This is a genomic window from Spiroplasma endosymbiont of Virgichneumon dumeticola, from assembly GCF_964264745.1.
Lineage (GTDB): Bacteria > Bacillota_I > Bacilli_A > Mycoplasmatales > VBWQ01 > Spiroplasma_E.
In genome coordinates this window covers 1,151,438-1,166,976 of the sequence record NZ_OZ183478.1, presented here as the reverse complement: position 1 = coordinate 1,166,976, position 15,539 = coordinate 1,151,438, and the positions used below count along the sequence as shown (strand labels likewise).

Annotated in this window: 19 protein-coding genes; 14 read left to right on the top strand and 5 right to left on the bottom strand. The window is 22.4% G+C overall.

The annotated features are described in order from the left end of the window. Positions 1 to 6 precede the first annotated feature (6 nt). Positions 7 to 1,554 (top strand): hypothetical protein, encoded by a 1,548-nt coding sequence (locus ACFEL4_RS07455; RefSeq protein WP_375317238.1) that lies wholly within the window; start codon positions 7 to 9, stop codon positions 1,552 to 1,554. Position 1,555: 1 nt separating this feature from the next. On the opposite strand, the gene ACFEL4_RS07450 is transcribed toward ACFEL4_RS07455, so the two are convergent. Together ACFEL4_RS07450 and ACFEL4_RS07445 are read right to left on the bottom strand one after the other, a co-directional pair. Continuing rightward, positions 1,556 to 1,756, bottom strand: a complete 201-nt coding sequence (locus ACFEL4_RS07450; protein WP_375317237.1) for a hypothetical protein — start codon at positions 1,754 to 1,756, stop codon at positions 1,556 to 1,558. A gap of 95 nt (positions 1,757 to 1,851) precedes the next feature. Continuing rightward, the gene (locus ACFEL4_RS07445; RefSeq protein ID WP_375317236.1) at positions 1,852 to 2,427 is read right to left on the bottom strand and encodes a hypothetical protein; all 576 of its coding nucleotides are present in this window, start codon (positions 2,425 to 2,427) and stop codon (positions 1,852 to 1,854) included. Between the two features lie 314 nt (positions 2,428 to 2,741). Between ACFEL4_RS07445 and ACFEL4_RS07440 the strand changes: the two genes are divergently transcribed. Continuing rightward, entirely contained in the window at positions 2,742 to 3,779 is a 1,038-nt protein-coding gene (locus ACFEL4_RS07440) for an Mbov_0401 family ICE element transposase-like protein (RefSeq protein WP_375317235.1), read from the top strand. A gap of 335 nt (positions 3,780 to 4,114) precedes the next feature. Here the strand turns inward: ACFEL4_RS07440 and ACFEL4_RS07435 are convergent, their stop codons facing one another. Next, the gene (locus ACFEL4_RS07435) at positions 4,115 to 4,531 is read right to left on the bottom strand and encodes an IS1595 family transposase (protein ID WP_375317234.1); all 417 of its coding nucleotides are present in this window, start codon (positions 4,529 to 4,531) and stop codon (positions 4,115 to 4,117) included. A gap of 3 nt (positions 4,532 to 4,534) precedes the next feature. Further along, a complete protein-coding gene (locus ACFEL4_RS07430; RefSeq protein ID WP_375317233.1) occupies positions 4,535 to 4,840 on the bottom strand; it encodes a hypothetical protein in 306 nt (101 codons plus the stop codon). 18 nt (positions 4,841 to 4,858) lie between these two features. Here ACFEL4_RS07430 and ACFEL4_RS07425 point away from each other — a divergent pair, with 18 nt between their 5' ends. After that, complete coding sequence (locus tag ACFEL4_RS07425) at positions 4,859 to 5,002, top strand: hypothetical protein (RefSeq protein WP_375317232.1); 144 nt, start codon at positions 4,859 to 4,861, stop codon at positions 5,000 to 5,002. Positions 5,003 to 5,335: 333 nt separating this feature from the next. Here the strand turns inward: ACFEL4_RS07425 and ACFEL4_RS07420 are convergent, their stop codons facing one another. After that, complete coding sequence (locus ACFEL4_RS07420; protein ID WP_375317231.1) at positions 5,336 to 6,478, bottom strand: Mbov_0401 family ICE element transposase-like protein; 1,143 nt, start codon at positions 6,476 to 6,478, stop codon at positions 5,336 to 5,338. A 124-nt stretch (positions 6,479 to 6,602) separates the two neighbouring features. Between ACFEL4_RS07420 and ACFEL4_RS07415 the strand changes: the two genes are divergently transcribed. From ACFEL4_RS07415 to ACFEL4_RS07365, 11 genes are all read left to right on the top strand, one after another. Then, positions 6,603 to 6,968 carry a hypothetical protein gene (locus tag ACFEL4_RS07415; RefSeq protein ID WP_375316878.1) on the top strand — a complete coding sequence of 122 codons (366 nt, stop codon included), beginning with the start codon at positions 6,603 to 6,605 and terminating at the stop codon, positions 6,966 to 6,968. Positions 6,969 to 7,106: 138 nt separating this feature from the next. After that, positions 7,107 to 7,637 carry a hypothetical protein gene (locus tag ACFEL4_RS07410; protein ID WP_375316879.1) on the top strand — a complete coding sequence of 177 codons (531 nt, stop codon included), beginning with the start codon at positions 7,107 to 7,109 and terminating at the stop codon, positions 7,635 to 7,637. A gap of 12 nt (positions 7,638 to 7,649) precedes the next feature. After that, positions 7,650 to 8,969: a hypothetical protein gene (locus ACFEL4_RS07405; protein ID WP_375317230.1), complete on the top strand. Its 1,320-nt coding sequence runs from the start codon at positions 7,650 to 7,652 to the stop codon at positions 8,967 to 8,969. A 2-nt stretch (positions 8,970 to 8,971) separates the two neighbouring features. After that, on the top strand, positions 8,972 to 9,253 hold the full coding sequence (locus ACFEL4_RS07400; protein WP_375317229.1) for a hypothetical protein: 282 nt from the start codon (positions 8,972 to 8,974) through the stop codon (positions 9,251 to 9,253). Further along, positions 9,222 to 9,389 (top strand): hypothetical protein, encoded by a 168-nt coding sequence (locus ACFEL4_RS07395; RefSeq protein ID WP_375317228.1) that lies wholly within the window; start codon positions 9,222 to 9,224, stop codon positions 9,387 to 9,389. Before ACFEL4_RS07400 ends, ACFEL4_RS07395 begins: the two co-directional genes overlap by 32 nt. A gap of 221 nt (positions 9,390 to 9,610) precedes the next feature. Next, positions 9,611 to 10,042 (top strand): hypothetical protein, encoded by a 432-nt coding sequence (locus tag ACFEL4_RS07390; RefSeq protein WP_375317227.1) that lies wholly within the window; start codon positions 9,611 to 9,613, stop codon positions 10,040 to 10,042. Next, positions 10,042 to 10,947, top strand: a complete 906-nt coding sequence (locus ACFEL4_RS07385) for a hypothetical protein (RefSeq protein WP_375317226.1) — start codon at positions 10,042 to 10,044, stop codon at positions 10,945 to 10,947. The genes ACFEL4_RS07390 and ACFEL4_RS07385 overlap by 1 nt, the downstream gene beginning before the upstream one ends. Next, positions 10,948 to 11,517, top strand: a complete 570-nt coding sequence (locus tag ACFEL4_RS07380; protein ID WP_375317225.1) for a hypothetical protein — start codon at positions 10,948 to 10,950, stop codon at positions 11,515 to 11,517. Then, positions 11,465 to 11,806 carry a hypothetical protein gene (locus ACFEL4_RS07375; protein WP_375317224.1) on the top strand — a complete coding sequence of 114 codons (342 nt, stop codon included), beginning with the start codon at positions 11,465 to 11,467 and terminating at the stop codon, positions 11,804 to 11,806. Before ACFEL4_RS07380 ends, ACFEL4_RS07375 begins: the two co-directional genes overlap by 53 nt. A gap of 41 nt (positions 11,807 to 11,847) precedes the next feature. Beyond that, positions 11,848 to 14,061 (top strand): hypothetical protein, encoded by a 2,214-nt coding sequence (locus ACFEL4_RS07370; RefSeq protein WP_375316886.1) that lies wholly within the window; start codon positions 11,848 to 11,850, stop codon positions 14,059 to 14,061. Positions 14,062 to 14,065: 4 nt separating this feature from the next. Next, a complete protein-coding gene (locus ACFEL4_RS07365; RefSeq protein ID WP_375317223.1) occupies positions 14,066 to 15,538 on the top strand; it encodes a hypothetical protein in 1,473 nt (490 codons plus the stop codon). The last annotated feature ends 1 nt before the right edge of the window (position 15,539 follow it).

Below are 15,539 nucleotides of genomic sequence, written 5' to 3'. Positions count from 1 at the left end.
AAGTACATGTGGGGAGAAGTCCGTTTATATATTATTAATAGTTATTCCCAACCTTATCAAAATCCAAAAACAAGAAGTACGAAAAGTATTACTATAATAAAAATTAAAGATTTTAAAACAAGAGATGGTTATACAATTATTATTAAATTACAAAAACCATTAGATAAAGATACAAAAGTTATTGGTTTAAAAATTAAAGCACCTAGAAGCATGCTCTTTGGCAATATAAAGGTGCTTGGTGAAGTTGATAATATGGAAGTATACCCTAAGTTATTTTTTAAAGATAAGATAGCATTTCCACTATTATCAATGCCAATTGAAACTCAACCAAAAGTTAGAATACTAGAACAATGATTTAGTGAACAAATCTTACCTTGAAATCTTGCAAAACAATTTATAGAACAAGAAAAGTCAGTTTTAGATTTAATTGCTATTGGTGATGGCAAAGAAACAAGAAAAGAAGTTATTAATAATGCAATAGTTACTAATGCTTGATTAGGTTATTCTACTACATCTTCGATATGACCATTAAATGAAGAAAAGCAATTAAAAGATAAAGAATTATGAGAATTTGGTGCTGTTGGAACCCATGATTTTGCATGTATATCTACAGATAATAAATTTCATGATGTTGAACTAGAAATTAAAGACGCACCAACAATTGACAGTTTACAGAAATTATTATTAGATATGTTAACTTATACATATAATTATAATAGAAACTTTGACGGATTTTTACCAAGTGATTTAACTTCTAAAATCGCTGAATTACGTGCTAAATTTGAAAATCAAAAACCTGATGAAGTAATTAGTAATTTATTTAAACAATGAAAATTAGATTATCCAAATTATATTAATTTAGAACAAGTAAAAATATTTAAACAATTAATAATTATGTTATCAAACAATATTTATTCTAATATGTCAATAAATAAAGGTTTAAATGATGATAATAAAATATTATTACCTTATTATTTTGAATTAAAATCTAATCCAATACACCCTACTATTAAAGATATTTGACAATTCAAAAATGCAAAAGTAATATTAAAATCTAATTATTTTGATTTTACAGATATAAATAATATTAAATTAAAAAATAATGATATTAGTCAAAATAAATTATTTAAACTTGATGATAATCAATTTAATTGATTATCTATAACAAACGAATTAGAAACTAATAACATACCTTCATTAATTCCTGCTGATTGAACATTAGGAAATGGAGAATATGGAAAATACTTTACAAGAACAATTATTAATAATAATAAAATTGAAAATGCTTTAAATTTATATGGTTCAAATAAATCTCAATTACTTTCTAAATTAGAATTTTATAAAGAAATATCAAAAATTGATAATAATAGTGAATTTGAATTGCAAATTGAAAATCCGATTAATAACTTAAATCGGATTGAAATTAGTGGTATATTTGGTGCTGGTAATTATGATTTAATTTTAATAACAGATAAACAAGAAATAAATTTAACTAATATTAATTTGTTTGATAAATATAATGAAAATATTTCTTATATTAACTTAGAAATTTAGATTAATCATTAAAATATCCATCAGGATAATTACCATCTCATTTAGTATCACCTTGATGTTTTGATTTAATACCAAAATACAAATCTATTTTATGATAATCATCTCTTGGATGTTCTCAGATAGTCGCCCCTCCACCACCAGAAGTTTTCATATAATCATAATTTAAAAATGATAATTCATTTTTACTTTCATGGGTAAGCACCCCCCATGATTAATCCTATTGTTCCGGTTGTTGCACCAGTTAGTGCTAATGCTAATGTTAGTTTACTTAAATTTGTTTTTATTCATGTTTTCATATTAAATTACTTCTACCTGAATTTTTAATTTATATTGATTAGTTGATGCTTGATTTTGTAAATCAATTGAATTTATTTCATCTTTAAAATATTCAAAAACATCAATTCCTTGTTCGATATTATTTTTTGTAATTTTTTCATTGATATTTTTAAAATAATTATGTTTTCAATTTTCATATTCTTTTTTCTGATTATGAGACTTAAAATTATTAATGATAATCTGTTGTTTTTGATTTTGGCTTGAATGTTTAATAAAATAATTATATTCATTAATTATTCTTTCTTTTAAATTTAAGTCAAAATATCAATAATTTAAAGATTGATTAAAATAACTAATATATTCTCGTCAGCATTTTGTTACAATAATATGATCAAGTTCTTCAAAATCAAAATTTAAAATATTTGTATTTAATTCTTCTTTTAAAGCAGTAAGAAATTGTATATCTCGAATTAAGTCTTTTTCATAATTAATATTTTCTTTTAATAAAGTTTTATAAGTTGCTAATTCAATAATATTTTTTTGCCAATCATCATTTATAATATTTATTAATTGATTATTATTAACTATTATTTTCATATTAAATTACTCCTTTTTCTTAATTTTACTATAAATTATACTTAATTTTATTAAATTTTGCAAATATGCTTTAAACGTTAAAATAACGCCAAATACAAGGCGTTAATTTTGTGATACCTATACTATTACTAGTATTGTTTTCGTTGGTTATATGACATAAGAAAAAACACTTATTTTAGTAGAAGCATTATTTTTTACCCCTAATTATATTTTTAAGATGATATAGTACATAAATAAAGTATGATTGGGGGCATATTTAAAATAAATAAATTAGGTAGTTATTAAAGTTTAAAAATAGATAGGAGAAATTAAAAATGGAATTTAATTATAAATGAAATTTTAGAGAACAATATGCTAAAATTGATAAATGAAATTTAGAATATTTAACAAAGAAATGAGAAAAAATAGACAGAAGAATAAAAAATACAAGAGATAAAAAGAAATATAAAATTGTTGATTATCAATATCGAACAAGAAAAATAATATATGGAATGGTAACTTATAAAAGAAGAATATATGAATATTTTGATGAAAAATTACAAAAATGAATTCGTGTTTGTTTAGTTGATGAAATACTAGAATTGACAAAATATAAAAGAATTGGTGAAGATATCAAACAAACTGCTATTGAATATTTTGCTGATGGGAAAAGATATCGTGATATTTGTGATATTTTAAAAAAATCAGATATTAGTCTTAGTACTGTTCATAGATTTTTTAAACATTTAATAGTAGTTGAAGAAAATGGAAAAAAAGTTAAATTAGAACCAAATCAACCTATTTTTGTAGTTATTGATGATGGACATCGAAAGTTTTGAACGTTTAAACGTAAAGCTGGTAAATATTCTATGAGACTAGTAACATGATATACAGATAATATTAATCACAAATTAGTTAATAAAAGAGTGAAAACTATTATCAGACCAAATAAAACAAAAATCGGAGTTAAAAAAACTGCTGAATTTATTAAAGAATACGGTAAAATTTTTTTTGAAAATTTTGAACAAGCAAAAATCATTATTTGTGGTGATAGTGCAGGATGAATTAAAGATGTTGCATATTTTTTTGGTGCTGAGTTTGTTTTAGATAAATTTCATTTAATTAGAACACTATATCTTGGAATAATGGCTGGAAATAAAGACAAATATTTACAAGAATATATTAATTGTAAAAAATTAATTGCTAATGGTCAATATAATGAATTAATTGACTATTTATATAACCAATTAGATAATCATAAAAAATTAAAGAAAAAATATTTTAAAAACAATAGAAAAGGAATTGTTAACCAAGGTGCAAAGTGAAATATTGGTTGTTTTGCTGAAAGTAATATTTGACATATTTTAAAATAAATGCTCGGAAATATAACATATAATATTAATATTTACATTAAAATGGTTATTTTTAAATGTAATAAAATAAATATGGAAATACAGTTATTATAAAATCAAAATATAAATTAAAAAATACCTAAAAAACTGAAAATAACATAAAACTTATGAAAGGAAACTTTAATAAGAATTTTTGTGATGTATTTATGTAAATTAATTTACATAAATTATTTTATTTTTTTAAAAATAAGTATTTTAGTTGCAATTATTTAAAAAAAATATATTATTTACTTACAATTACATAAAAAATCCAATTATTTCTTGTCTAAAAGTATAATAAGATAATGTTGAAATAATTAATTCCGGATTTTTGAAAACCGTCCTATATGTTTTCATACTGACTCAATTTGGTTGGTATTTACACCAGTTTTTGAAACATAGCCATCTTGATGGTTAACTGTTTCATGCTTAGTGAAAACCGATTTCAAATCGCGATATCCTTTTCAAGAATCAGTATGTACATCACACTTTGAAGAAATGTGGTTTATTGCAAACTGCAAAAGATTTTTACTGTTTGCGTTTTTCAATACTTTCACAATCAGATTGTTGGTTGTTTTTTCATAAATACCAACAATCAAGGTTTTGTTCAACAAGGATCTTCCTTGTTTTTTAAAACCCATATGTGAAAGATACATTTCATCCATTTGCACTATGCCCTCAACAATGAATTGAGGTTCTTGCTTAGCAATGGCACTTCGGATTTTATGACCCATTCTTTAAGCTGTTTTCAAGGTCACTCCCAATTCTTTTGCAACATCAGTTGATGGAATTCCATGTTTGGTGTTTATTCATCTAAAGATGAGATAAAACCAAGATATTAAAGGTGTTTGTGACTTTGAAAATATAGTGCCCGTGAGAATACTTAATGTTTGATGACATTTCAAACATCTCATTTTTCTTAAATTAGAAGTATTCAAATTAAAACTAGAACACCTAATACATTTGCTTTGTTTCAAACTTGCTATATATGCAAGACATTGTTTTTCAGTTTGAAAAGTATTATTGAACTCATTCAATTTCATTGTTTCCTCCACAAGTACATGTGGGGAGAAGTCCGTAATTTTGAAACAATTGAAGATTTTATTGTTTGTATGGAAGAGTATATTGCTTATAAAAATAACAAAGATATTAAAATTAGGACAAAACAAACTCCAGTAGAGAATATTATGCTATTATTAAATTAACAATTTTAGAAACATAGAAAACGAAAAAAGTAAAAAATCAGAAAACATGCCTATTGAACATTTCACAGAAACATTGGAAAAATTTATTAATTGATGAAACAATGATAGAATAATATTACGATTGAAAATGTCTCCGAATCGTTTATTGGGTGAATAAAGTTAATAGTTATAATTTAATTTTCTTTAAATAAAAGACAACATTAAACTATTTAATTGTTGCTATAATTATATCATATTTTGTTAAATAAACAAAGTATTTTAATGTTTTATTTTATTATTTTATAACAAAAATTGCTAACTATTTAGGTAAAGATTTATTAAGTTTTTAAAATATTAAAGTAAAAGATTTAATTTATTAATTCTTGCTGAATTAATTAAAAGCATATTATTAAGTACTTTATCATTATAAATTTTAGCACCATAACCTTTTAATGATTTCACTAAATGTGAAACATCACTTTCAGCACAAACTCCTTGATTTCAATTTTCTTTTTGATTAATAATACCTTCTTTATTATTTTTAAAATATTTATATATTTTTTCATCAATATTATTTACTTTTAAAAAATCTAATAATAAATAATATTTACCATTAATAAATAAGTTATATGCATTTGTTAATTTTTTATTATCTACTTTTCTATTAAAAATAAATCCTTTTTTCAATGCTTTAAATGCATGATGTCTATCAATTACATAAGGAATGTTTTCTTTTTTAGCAGAAGTTTTAATTCAAGGTGCACCATCACCAATAAATACTAAACTACTTTTATTATAAATAAATTGTAAATCAAGAAATTCATAAATTTTATCAATTAATTCTTGTCTTTTAATTCTTTCACCATTTTTAGTTTTCATATAAGTTATTTTTTTATCTTTTAAAACATTTCTACTTTTAGTAGATTTTTCTAAATCTGTACCTTTATTTGCACTAATTGTACGAATACGATTTTTTTGTTTTTTATTATTAAATAATGAAGAAATAAAACAATCATCTATATTTACAAATAATTTTTCATTTGGTAATACTATCTTTTTCTCTTTTATTTTTTCAACACCTATTACTGCATTTTTCATTACATTAGTCATATATGTTTTAGAAAATTTAGCATTTTTTACTATATCTTGTACATCAGATTGTCTTTTACCATTACCTGAATTTTTTATTATTATATGTTCTAAATTAGTTAAGGTTCTTTTTCTTTTTTTAATTTTTATATAATTATCTAAAGGATAATAATATTCATTAGTTTCTAATATTAAATAACATCTACGATAAAAATTATCTATTTTACCATATTGAGTATTTGGGCTTCTTGGAGCAGTTTTAACATATTTATATTTACTTTTATCATATTTATTTTTATGTCAAAAATCATCATATGCTAATCATATATTTCTGAAATAATTAATATCATTTTTATTAATTTCTTTATCACATTCTTCATAATCAAGTTCATCAGTAAGAAAATTCATAATATTTAATTCCTTTCTTAATTTATGAATTTGATTATAATAGTAATTAAAAAGAAAATGTTGTAATAATATTTTTGACACTAATGTATAATTAATATAAGAAATAATAAATAAGGTGAATAATATGCCCGCACAAAGAAAATATTTAGGAAATTATGAGGTTACAATTAGTAATTATTTACGAACAAAAAATAAAATATTAACACCACAAGGATTAAATAATGCACTTGGAATTGATAGAAAATATATATTTGATTGCCGACGCAGAAGCAGTCCATGACAACGTAATTTTTTAAAAAGTTATGATAAAGCACGTAGTATTATTTCAACTCATATGTTAGAAAAAGCATTAGTAAAACCAGAAATAATTTATCAACATTGATTAAAATCTCATCCAAATGAATTTGATATTAATGAAGAAGATAATAACACACAAAGTAATATAATTATTAATATTATTGAACCTAGAAAAATAGAAAATAATGACTAGAAACCTATAATAAATATAGGTTTTTTTCTTTATTTTAAAGGGTAAAAATGATATAATATATTAAAGTGAATATGTTAAATAACATATATTAAAGTGATGTATTAATATAATAAAAATTCATAAAGGGAGATTAAAGGTATGAGTAATTTTACTTTTGATGAAAAAGAGAATTATAGTTTAGATGATGTTAAAGGTTTACTAAAACAACATAGAAATGTAGTATATGCTGAAAGTAAAAAAGATATTGAACCTAAATTAAGTGAATATGAAACTAAATTAAAAGAATATGAAAATAAAGTTAATAGTTATGAAGAGCAACAATTATTTTCTAATATTAAAGATACTAAAAAAGTAAATTTAATTAAAAATTTAATGAGTACTGATAATTATAAATCTTTATCTAAACAAGAAGCATTTAATAAAATAAATGAAGATTATAAAGAATTTCTTATTGATAAAACATCAGAATCTATTAAACAAGAAAATAAACCTAATTCAAATGATTTTAATCCTAAAACTCTTTTAGATTTACATACAAATAGTATTAATCCAGAAGAATTAGAAAGAAAATTAAATGAAAAAGCTAAAACTACAGGTATTACTGACCCTAACGAATTAGAAAAACTTGTAAATTTAGCAAGAGGAACTGCACTTAAATCTATTAAATAGAAAGAGGATAAAATGGCAATTCCAAAAATTCCAGAAGCATTTATTATTGGTGGTAATTCCCCTACTGAAAATGCTGTTTTAAGTGTACTTGAAGCCCAAGTTCGTGGTGAATTAACTGCTGAATTAAGTACTTTATTTATGAGAAATACTGTTACTGCTGACCAAATAGCAAATATTAGTGGTGTAGCAATGGCAATATATAGAGCAACAGTACGGGTATTATGAGGCTCAACATGAGATGAATTTACAGGTACTAAAAGACAAAAAGGAACAGTTAAAACAACAACATTAATTATTGATAAAGAATTAACAATTGATTTTAATATTCCAGAATTTGATATTGAAAGATTTATGACTTCACCAGCAAATGTAGCAACTCAAATTGTTTCAAATTGAACAAGTTCATTTATGAGAAATTTAAGAGAAAATTTTGAATTAATATTTTTACAAGGTACAAAAGATTATGCAATTGCTAAATCATTAGTATTACCTTTAAATTTAAATAATATGACTAAAGAACAAGCATTAAATGCTTATTATACAATTGGAGAAAGAAATAATAAATTAATTAAAAAAGTAGATGATATTACAGTTGGTATAAATAAAGCAGATTTAACGGGTGCTTGTGGTATTGATAGTAGTTTTAATTTAGCAAAAGCATTTACATTATTAAATTATGGTCAAATTGCAGCTAATACTTTAGCAACTGGTAAAAGATATACAAATCAAATTATGGGTATGGAATTTTATGAAAGCTTTTATTTAGAACAAGATTTTATTCATGATACTGTTTCTGGTATGCATTTAGAAAAAGATTATAAATTATTAGATTTATTTGGTGTAGTTTATAACAGATATATGTGAGGTATGCCTATTTCATTTACAAAAGTAAGAAATAAATTAGATAATGCAACAGATAATATTCGTATTATTGGAAAAGCATTATATGCATTACCAAGTGCAATTAGACCAGATTTAATGTATATTATTCAAGAAAAAATGCCAACAGTTGATGAAATTAAAACAGCAAGAGCAAAAAATTATAAAGTTGATGCAACTAATGTTAATGCAACTTATCAATCAACAGATTATGATAATATGAATATTTTAGATTTACAAAATATAATTTATTATAAAAATTTAGGAAAAATTACTATGGCTGGTGCAATACCTACTAATGATGAATTAGAAACTATAATAGTAAATATTGGTAATAATGGTTATGAAAAAGGTAAAACAACATTTAGTAATATTACAGCAACAAGTGCTACTATTTCTGGTAATAATAAAGAATATTATGGAACAGTAAAATTAGAATTTACTAAAAAATAATTATGGAATATATTTATAAATATTTTGATGAAAAAGCACATATTACTATTTATTCAGCCAAACCAGAAGATTTAACTACATCTAATGATATAAGAGCAATTTTATTAGATGAATATCCTAAATTAAGAAATGATTATTTTATAGTAAGTGATGTTCATGATAATTTTGCTATATGTGTTGGAGATAATATAAATTGTCAAGGAACAGTTAGAATTCAAGTTAAAAAACCAACTAATTTAAAGGATGTTAAAAATGCCACATGTTGAGAATATACAATCAAATAACTATACTTTAACTAAATTAATAAGAACTGGAATTAGTCCAATTTTAGCAATGATTGGAACTAGTGCTTATTATGGTCAATTAATAGGTAATCCAATATTAGGTTCAATTAATAGTTTATTATTTGGTAAAAATTAGGTTTAGATATTTGAAATTTAAATCAAAGACCTTCTGCTAAAACTAAACTAATTAATAGTTCTAAAAAAATATTATTAGGTTTAGGAACAATTGGCTTAGTAAATTATGCAAAATTTACTAATACAAATATCAATCCAAATCCAACTGAAAATCCAATAACTACAACAACAGTAGACCCATTTCCAGATAATGTATTATTAGTTAATAATGATAATAATTTAATGGATTGAGATACTTATATTTCATTAAATGCTTATGGTATTTCAAATCTTATAGCAGGAATTACTGAATTAATACCTAATAGATTTGAAACTATTCGTAAAGTAGCAAATATGGCAAATGGTGGATGTTTGATTTCAAGTGGTGTTGCTATTGGTATTAATAATGATTTTAATAATGCTTATGCAGTACCTACCATAGTTGCTGGTGCTTCTGAAATTATCCATAATTTACTACCTATTGAAACTACACATCATAACCAAGAAATGCAAGAAACACCATTTAATAATGAAACTGCAAGATTAATTAATGATAATAGATTTACTATTAATAGTGAAACATCTAGTCAATATGGTAGTGATAATATGAGTGAAGTACCATTAAATCATGATAATGCTTCATTAAATTGAGATTATAACCATATGAGTTTATAATGTTACCTTTAATTATTAGACTTATATACTCAGCATTAGCAAGTGATGATATTCGTGTATTAATTGTTAGTTTATTAAAAAATTATAGTAAAGATACAGGATTAAAAACAGTTTTAGATAGTGAAAATGTTAGTGAAGAAGAACTTGACCAACCATATTCAACTTTTAATCCAAATATTGCTAAAAAATTATTATCTATATTAAAATCTAATGAATTAACTATTTTAAAAAATGAATTAAATAAATTATTTGTTAATCCTGCTAAAAAAATTAATAATTTATTAAAAGATAATACTAAAGATTTAAATGATAAAGATATAGAAGAAGCTAATAATAAAGATGAAAAAGGTTGAGTAGTATTATCTAGTTCATGATTAAAAAAAGGTAATTTTTATAAATCTAATAAATCATTAAAATTAGGTTTATTACAAGTATTAATACAAAGTGATACAAGTAAAAATAAACGTTGATATGGACCATATACTTATCCTAATGTAAGTGAAGAAACCTGAAACTTAATGAAAGTTCAAAAAGGTAAAAATGGTAGTGGTGCTGGAACAATATTTTGAAGATATTTTTTAAGGGATTTTTTACCATCACAGATACGTAAATATGTTAAGAAACAACTTAAAGAACAGAAAGGTATTAGTAAAGGTAAACAACGTTATAATGTGCTTAAATCAACGAATATTAATGTATTAAAAACAACTGCATTTATTAATAGATTAGAACGTGGATTTTTTAAACTTAAAGAATTTAAAACTTTACCAAAAACTGAATTAGGTAGTAGAGCATGAAGAGTAGAAAGAAAAGAATATTTAACTTTTCATAAAACTAATAATTTAAATAAAAATATTGGCATTTCTATTTATAAAAATAAAAGTAAATATAAAACGTGAAAGTAGGTGGTAATTATTATTGAATTAGATAAACCAATTAAACCAATTGGTATATGAAATACTATTAATCCAATATCAAAAGATAATAAAGAATATAAAAGATTAAATAAAATTTGATTTAATAAAAATAGTACTCATATTGATAAAATAAAAATTTTAATATCAAATATTTTAAAAATAACTAGTCATATTATTGGTATATTAATAACATTATTTTTTACAATAACACCATGATTAATACCTAAAATACCAATAGAAATGGGAATAGGTAATTATACTACTCAATATAATTTTAGTTGACCAGATCATGTAGCATTAACTTTATTTCCAATGTTTAGTCATATAGGATTAAATGTTATTACTAAATTAGGTAATTATGGAAAATTAATTAAATATGGATTAATTACTATACCAATTATTATTACAAGTACTTATTTAATTTATCAATATCAACAAATTAAAAAACATAAAAAAGAATGTAATTTATGTAAACAACATTCAAATAGAAAAGGTGGAATAAATCATGAATTTAACAGTATATTTATTAAGTGGAATTATAGGAGGAGCAGTTACTAGTGGGGTTATTATTACTTTTTTATTATCTATTATTTCAAAAAAAATTAAAAAAAATAAACAAGATATAGTTGCAAAAGAACTTAAAATTAATAAATTAATTGAATATATTATTTTAAATACTAAACAATTAAATGATAAATTACAATTAACAGAAACTCCTATTGCACAAAAATTAGATGCTTTTGATGTTGATGAAAAAGATTTTGAAGATTTTATTATTGCTCAAAAAGCAAAACGTCAAGAATTAACAAATAAAGATAAGAAAAAAGTAACTAAAATTAAAATTTAAAGGGTTTAAATACCCTTTATTTTTACATTAAGGAGTAAATTATGGCTATTAAAGACCCAATTTTATTTATAACAGTTGAAGAATTTAAAAATTCTAAATATTTTAATGAATTATTATTTGATAAAGTTACTACTCCAGATAATGAAATTTGATTTGCAATATCTGTAGCTAGTAGTAATATTGATTATTTAAGTGGTTTTACTATTAGTAAAAAATGACCAGAAATAACACCAACAGATTTTACAGATAATATTCAAACAGCAACTACTAATTATGTTAGATTTTTATTAACTAAAGATGTAGATTATTTACGTGGTCAAGGTTCAATTAGTCAAGGTGGATTAACTTATAGTGAAACTAATCCAGATGACCCTTATTTTATCCCACCAGAAGTATTTAATTATTTAAGAAAAATTAAAGAATATCCAAATATTAAAGGTTTTGATTTAAAAGGAATAGAACCACAAAAAAATAATTATTTTAATAAATTTATTTCAAATTGTGGTGAAGATAGTCCTTTAAATGAATATATTCCTTATACTAATTTAGAATCATCAGATACTAGAACTAAAATCACTATTACTCATCCACAAAATAGATCAAGACCGGTTATTAATATTGATACTAGAGGTATTAATACATCTACTACAGTACCTGAATTTAAAAGTCCAAAAGAAACTATTGATATTAAATATGATAAAGAAACTCATATAGTTAATAGTGATGTTAGTGATAAAGTAATTTATTTTGATGACCTTGATGATAGAAAAAATGCTATTGAAATTTTAAAACATACTTTAGTACCTAATTTTATATATAAATGAGTTGCTTATAAAAATTTTGATCCTTTTACAGAAGATTACTCAAGTTATTTAAATGGAACTTTAATTCCTAAAAAATATGCAGATGATAAATTACAAAATAAGTTAATTGCTGGTACTAATATAACTATTGATAAAGATAATAAAATTAGTGCTACTGGTGGTAAAACTGATTTAACTGATTATTATAAAAAAGAAGAAACTAATGAACTATTAGATAAAAAACAAGATAAAACTGATAATGCATTAATAACAACAGATAAAACTATTACTGGTGCTATTAATGAAGTTAAAAATGTTAATGATACACAAGATTTACATATTAGTCAAATTAAGACTGAAGTAACTAATGTACAAGGTGTTTTAGTTTTAAAACAAGATAAATTAACAGCTGGTACTAATATAACTATTAAAGATAATGTTATTAGTGCTACTGGTGGTAGTTCAGTTGATGAAAATAGAATATTTAATAATAAAAATGATAAAGATAATACAACAAGATTAGTTAATGATATTATTAAAACTAATGTTGGTGGTAAAACTTTAATTTATAGAAATAATCCAGTTATAACTGATGATTTAGATATTCCAAATAAAAAATATGTTGATGAAAGAATAAAATCTTTAAATGTTATTAAATGAAAAAATATTGGTACAAAAGAAAGTAACATTAAAATTAATTATGATTTTAAAGTAAATACTTTATATAGAGTTGGTTATTGTTGAAAAAATGTAGAAAAAAGTCCAATTATATATATGCAATTTTTATGACAAGGTGAAGGTGCTGTATTAGCTAGTTTTTTTAAAGGAATTAGTGGTAAAAGAATTACTGAATCTTATGTTGATTTAGTAGTTATTTCAAATGCTATTGCAATGGATAGATTTAATGATGATGAAGGTAAAATATATTCATTAGAAGAAGAATTAAAAGAAAATACTTATAAAATCACTAGTAATACATTAGATATTACTTCACCAAGTATAATTAATATAGATAAACCAATTAAAATTAATTCAAAAAGTTTAGAAACTAATGAAATAGAAGACAATTGTTGAGATATTGAATTAAAAGATAATCCAACACCAAATCCTCCTAACCCAAGTGTTCCACAATGAAAAGAAGTAGGAACAAGGATAACAAAAAACCAAATTAATTATAAATTTTTTTCCGGGAAAAAATATAGAGTTACTTATATATGGGATGGAGATACGCAACCTATTGCTTATTCTATAAGTAAAGAATTTAATAAATTATTATCAAATAAATATGATTGTGTATATATATTAGATAGTTGTGTAAGAAATTGAAATCTAAATTCAGGTTTAAAAATTGAATTATTAAGATTAGAAGTTATGGATAATATAATTAGAATAGTTACTGCAACTAGTGTATATAAAGGTAATATTTTAAAATTAGAAGAATTACAGGAATAATATTATGAATAAAGAATTTACTTATCTTAATGAAATTAGTTATTGATTATTAAATAAAAGTGATTTTACTCATAGTGAATATAATCTTAGTGGTTCACGATATAGTAGTAAAACATATAGTATTGCAGAAGAATTAGCAATATTAATAGCTATTTCAATTAAAGTTAATAAATCAATTGCTATATATTGTTTTAGAAAATTAAATAAAGATATTAATGATTTAGTAAAAGAAATATATAATGCTTTAATAACAATATGTTTAAATGATTATAAAGATTTTACTTTAAAATACCCTAATAAGCAAGCAGACTTTCGTTTTAAAGGCTCTAAATCATTTATAAGAGTAATGGGTGTATATAGTAATTCAAATGATAGAATACCTTTAAAAGGGCTTTCTCGTAGTGAAATAAAAGGTTTTGATTTAGCAATTGAATGATGTGAAGAAGCAAATGAATTTACTCAGCAAGAATTTCAAGCAATAACATTTGCATTAGGTAATGCTAAAAAAAGAATAAAAATAAAAAGTTGTAATCCAGATAATATTTATCAATATTATATTGAATATATGAATAAAATTGTACCTTTTAATTTAGAAATAATGAAAGAAAAAAATGAACAAATTAAATCAATATTTGATAATAATATTTTTAAATTATTTCATTATAGTAATTGAAAAGTAAATGCTCATAATCTTACATTAGATATGATTAATGATTTAGAAGAATTAAAAGTATTAGATCCAATTAAAGCACAATCTTGATATTATGGTGTACCAAGTATTCTTACTGGTGCTATATTTGCAAGATATCTTGATAAAGTTGGTACTAAATTAGATTTTCAAGTACAAAGATTAACTGGTGGTTTAGATATAGGTATGGCAACAAGTCCAAGTGGTCATCCTACAAGTGCTAGTTTATGATTTATTGGTGAAAATGATAATGGTAGAAGAGCACATAAAGAAAGTGAATTTTATCATAGTAATGTAACAATGCAATATAAAGATACTGATACATTAGCAAATGATATTATTAATTATTATATAAATGAAAGTAAACGTTATATAGCAATGTTATTTGGTTTTACTTGTTATGTTGATTATGGTAATGGTGGATTAGTATTTATTGATGTTTTAAAAAGTTGAGTTAAAAAACGTAATATAACATGATTAAAATTTATAGCAGTAGATAAATCAACTTTATATTTAAATGATAGAATTGATTTTACAACAATTTGTATGCTTAAAAATATTATTAGTTTTAATTGAGAAAGATGTCCAGAAACTAAAAGACAATATAATTTAATGCAATGATTATCTAAAGTAAAAATAGATAATGCTAATAATACTCCGCAAATGTTAGATTTACATGATGATACTTGAGATAGTGATATGTATGCTTTAATGCATGAAATGAAATGATTAATTAATGGTATTAATAATAAATTATTAATTAATAAAAATAATTTTGGTGGTGATTAAT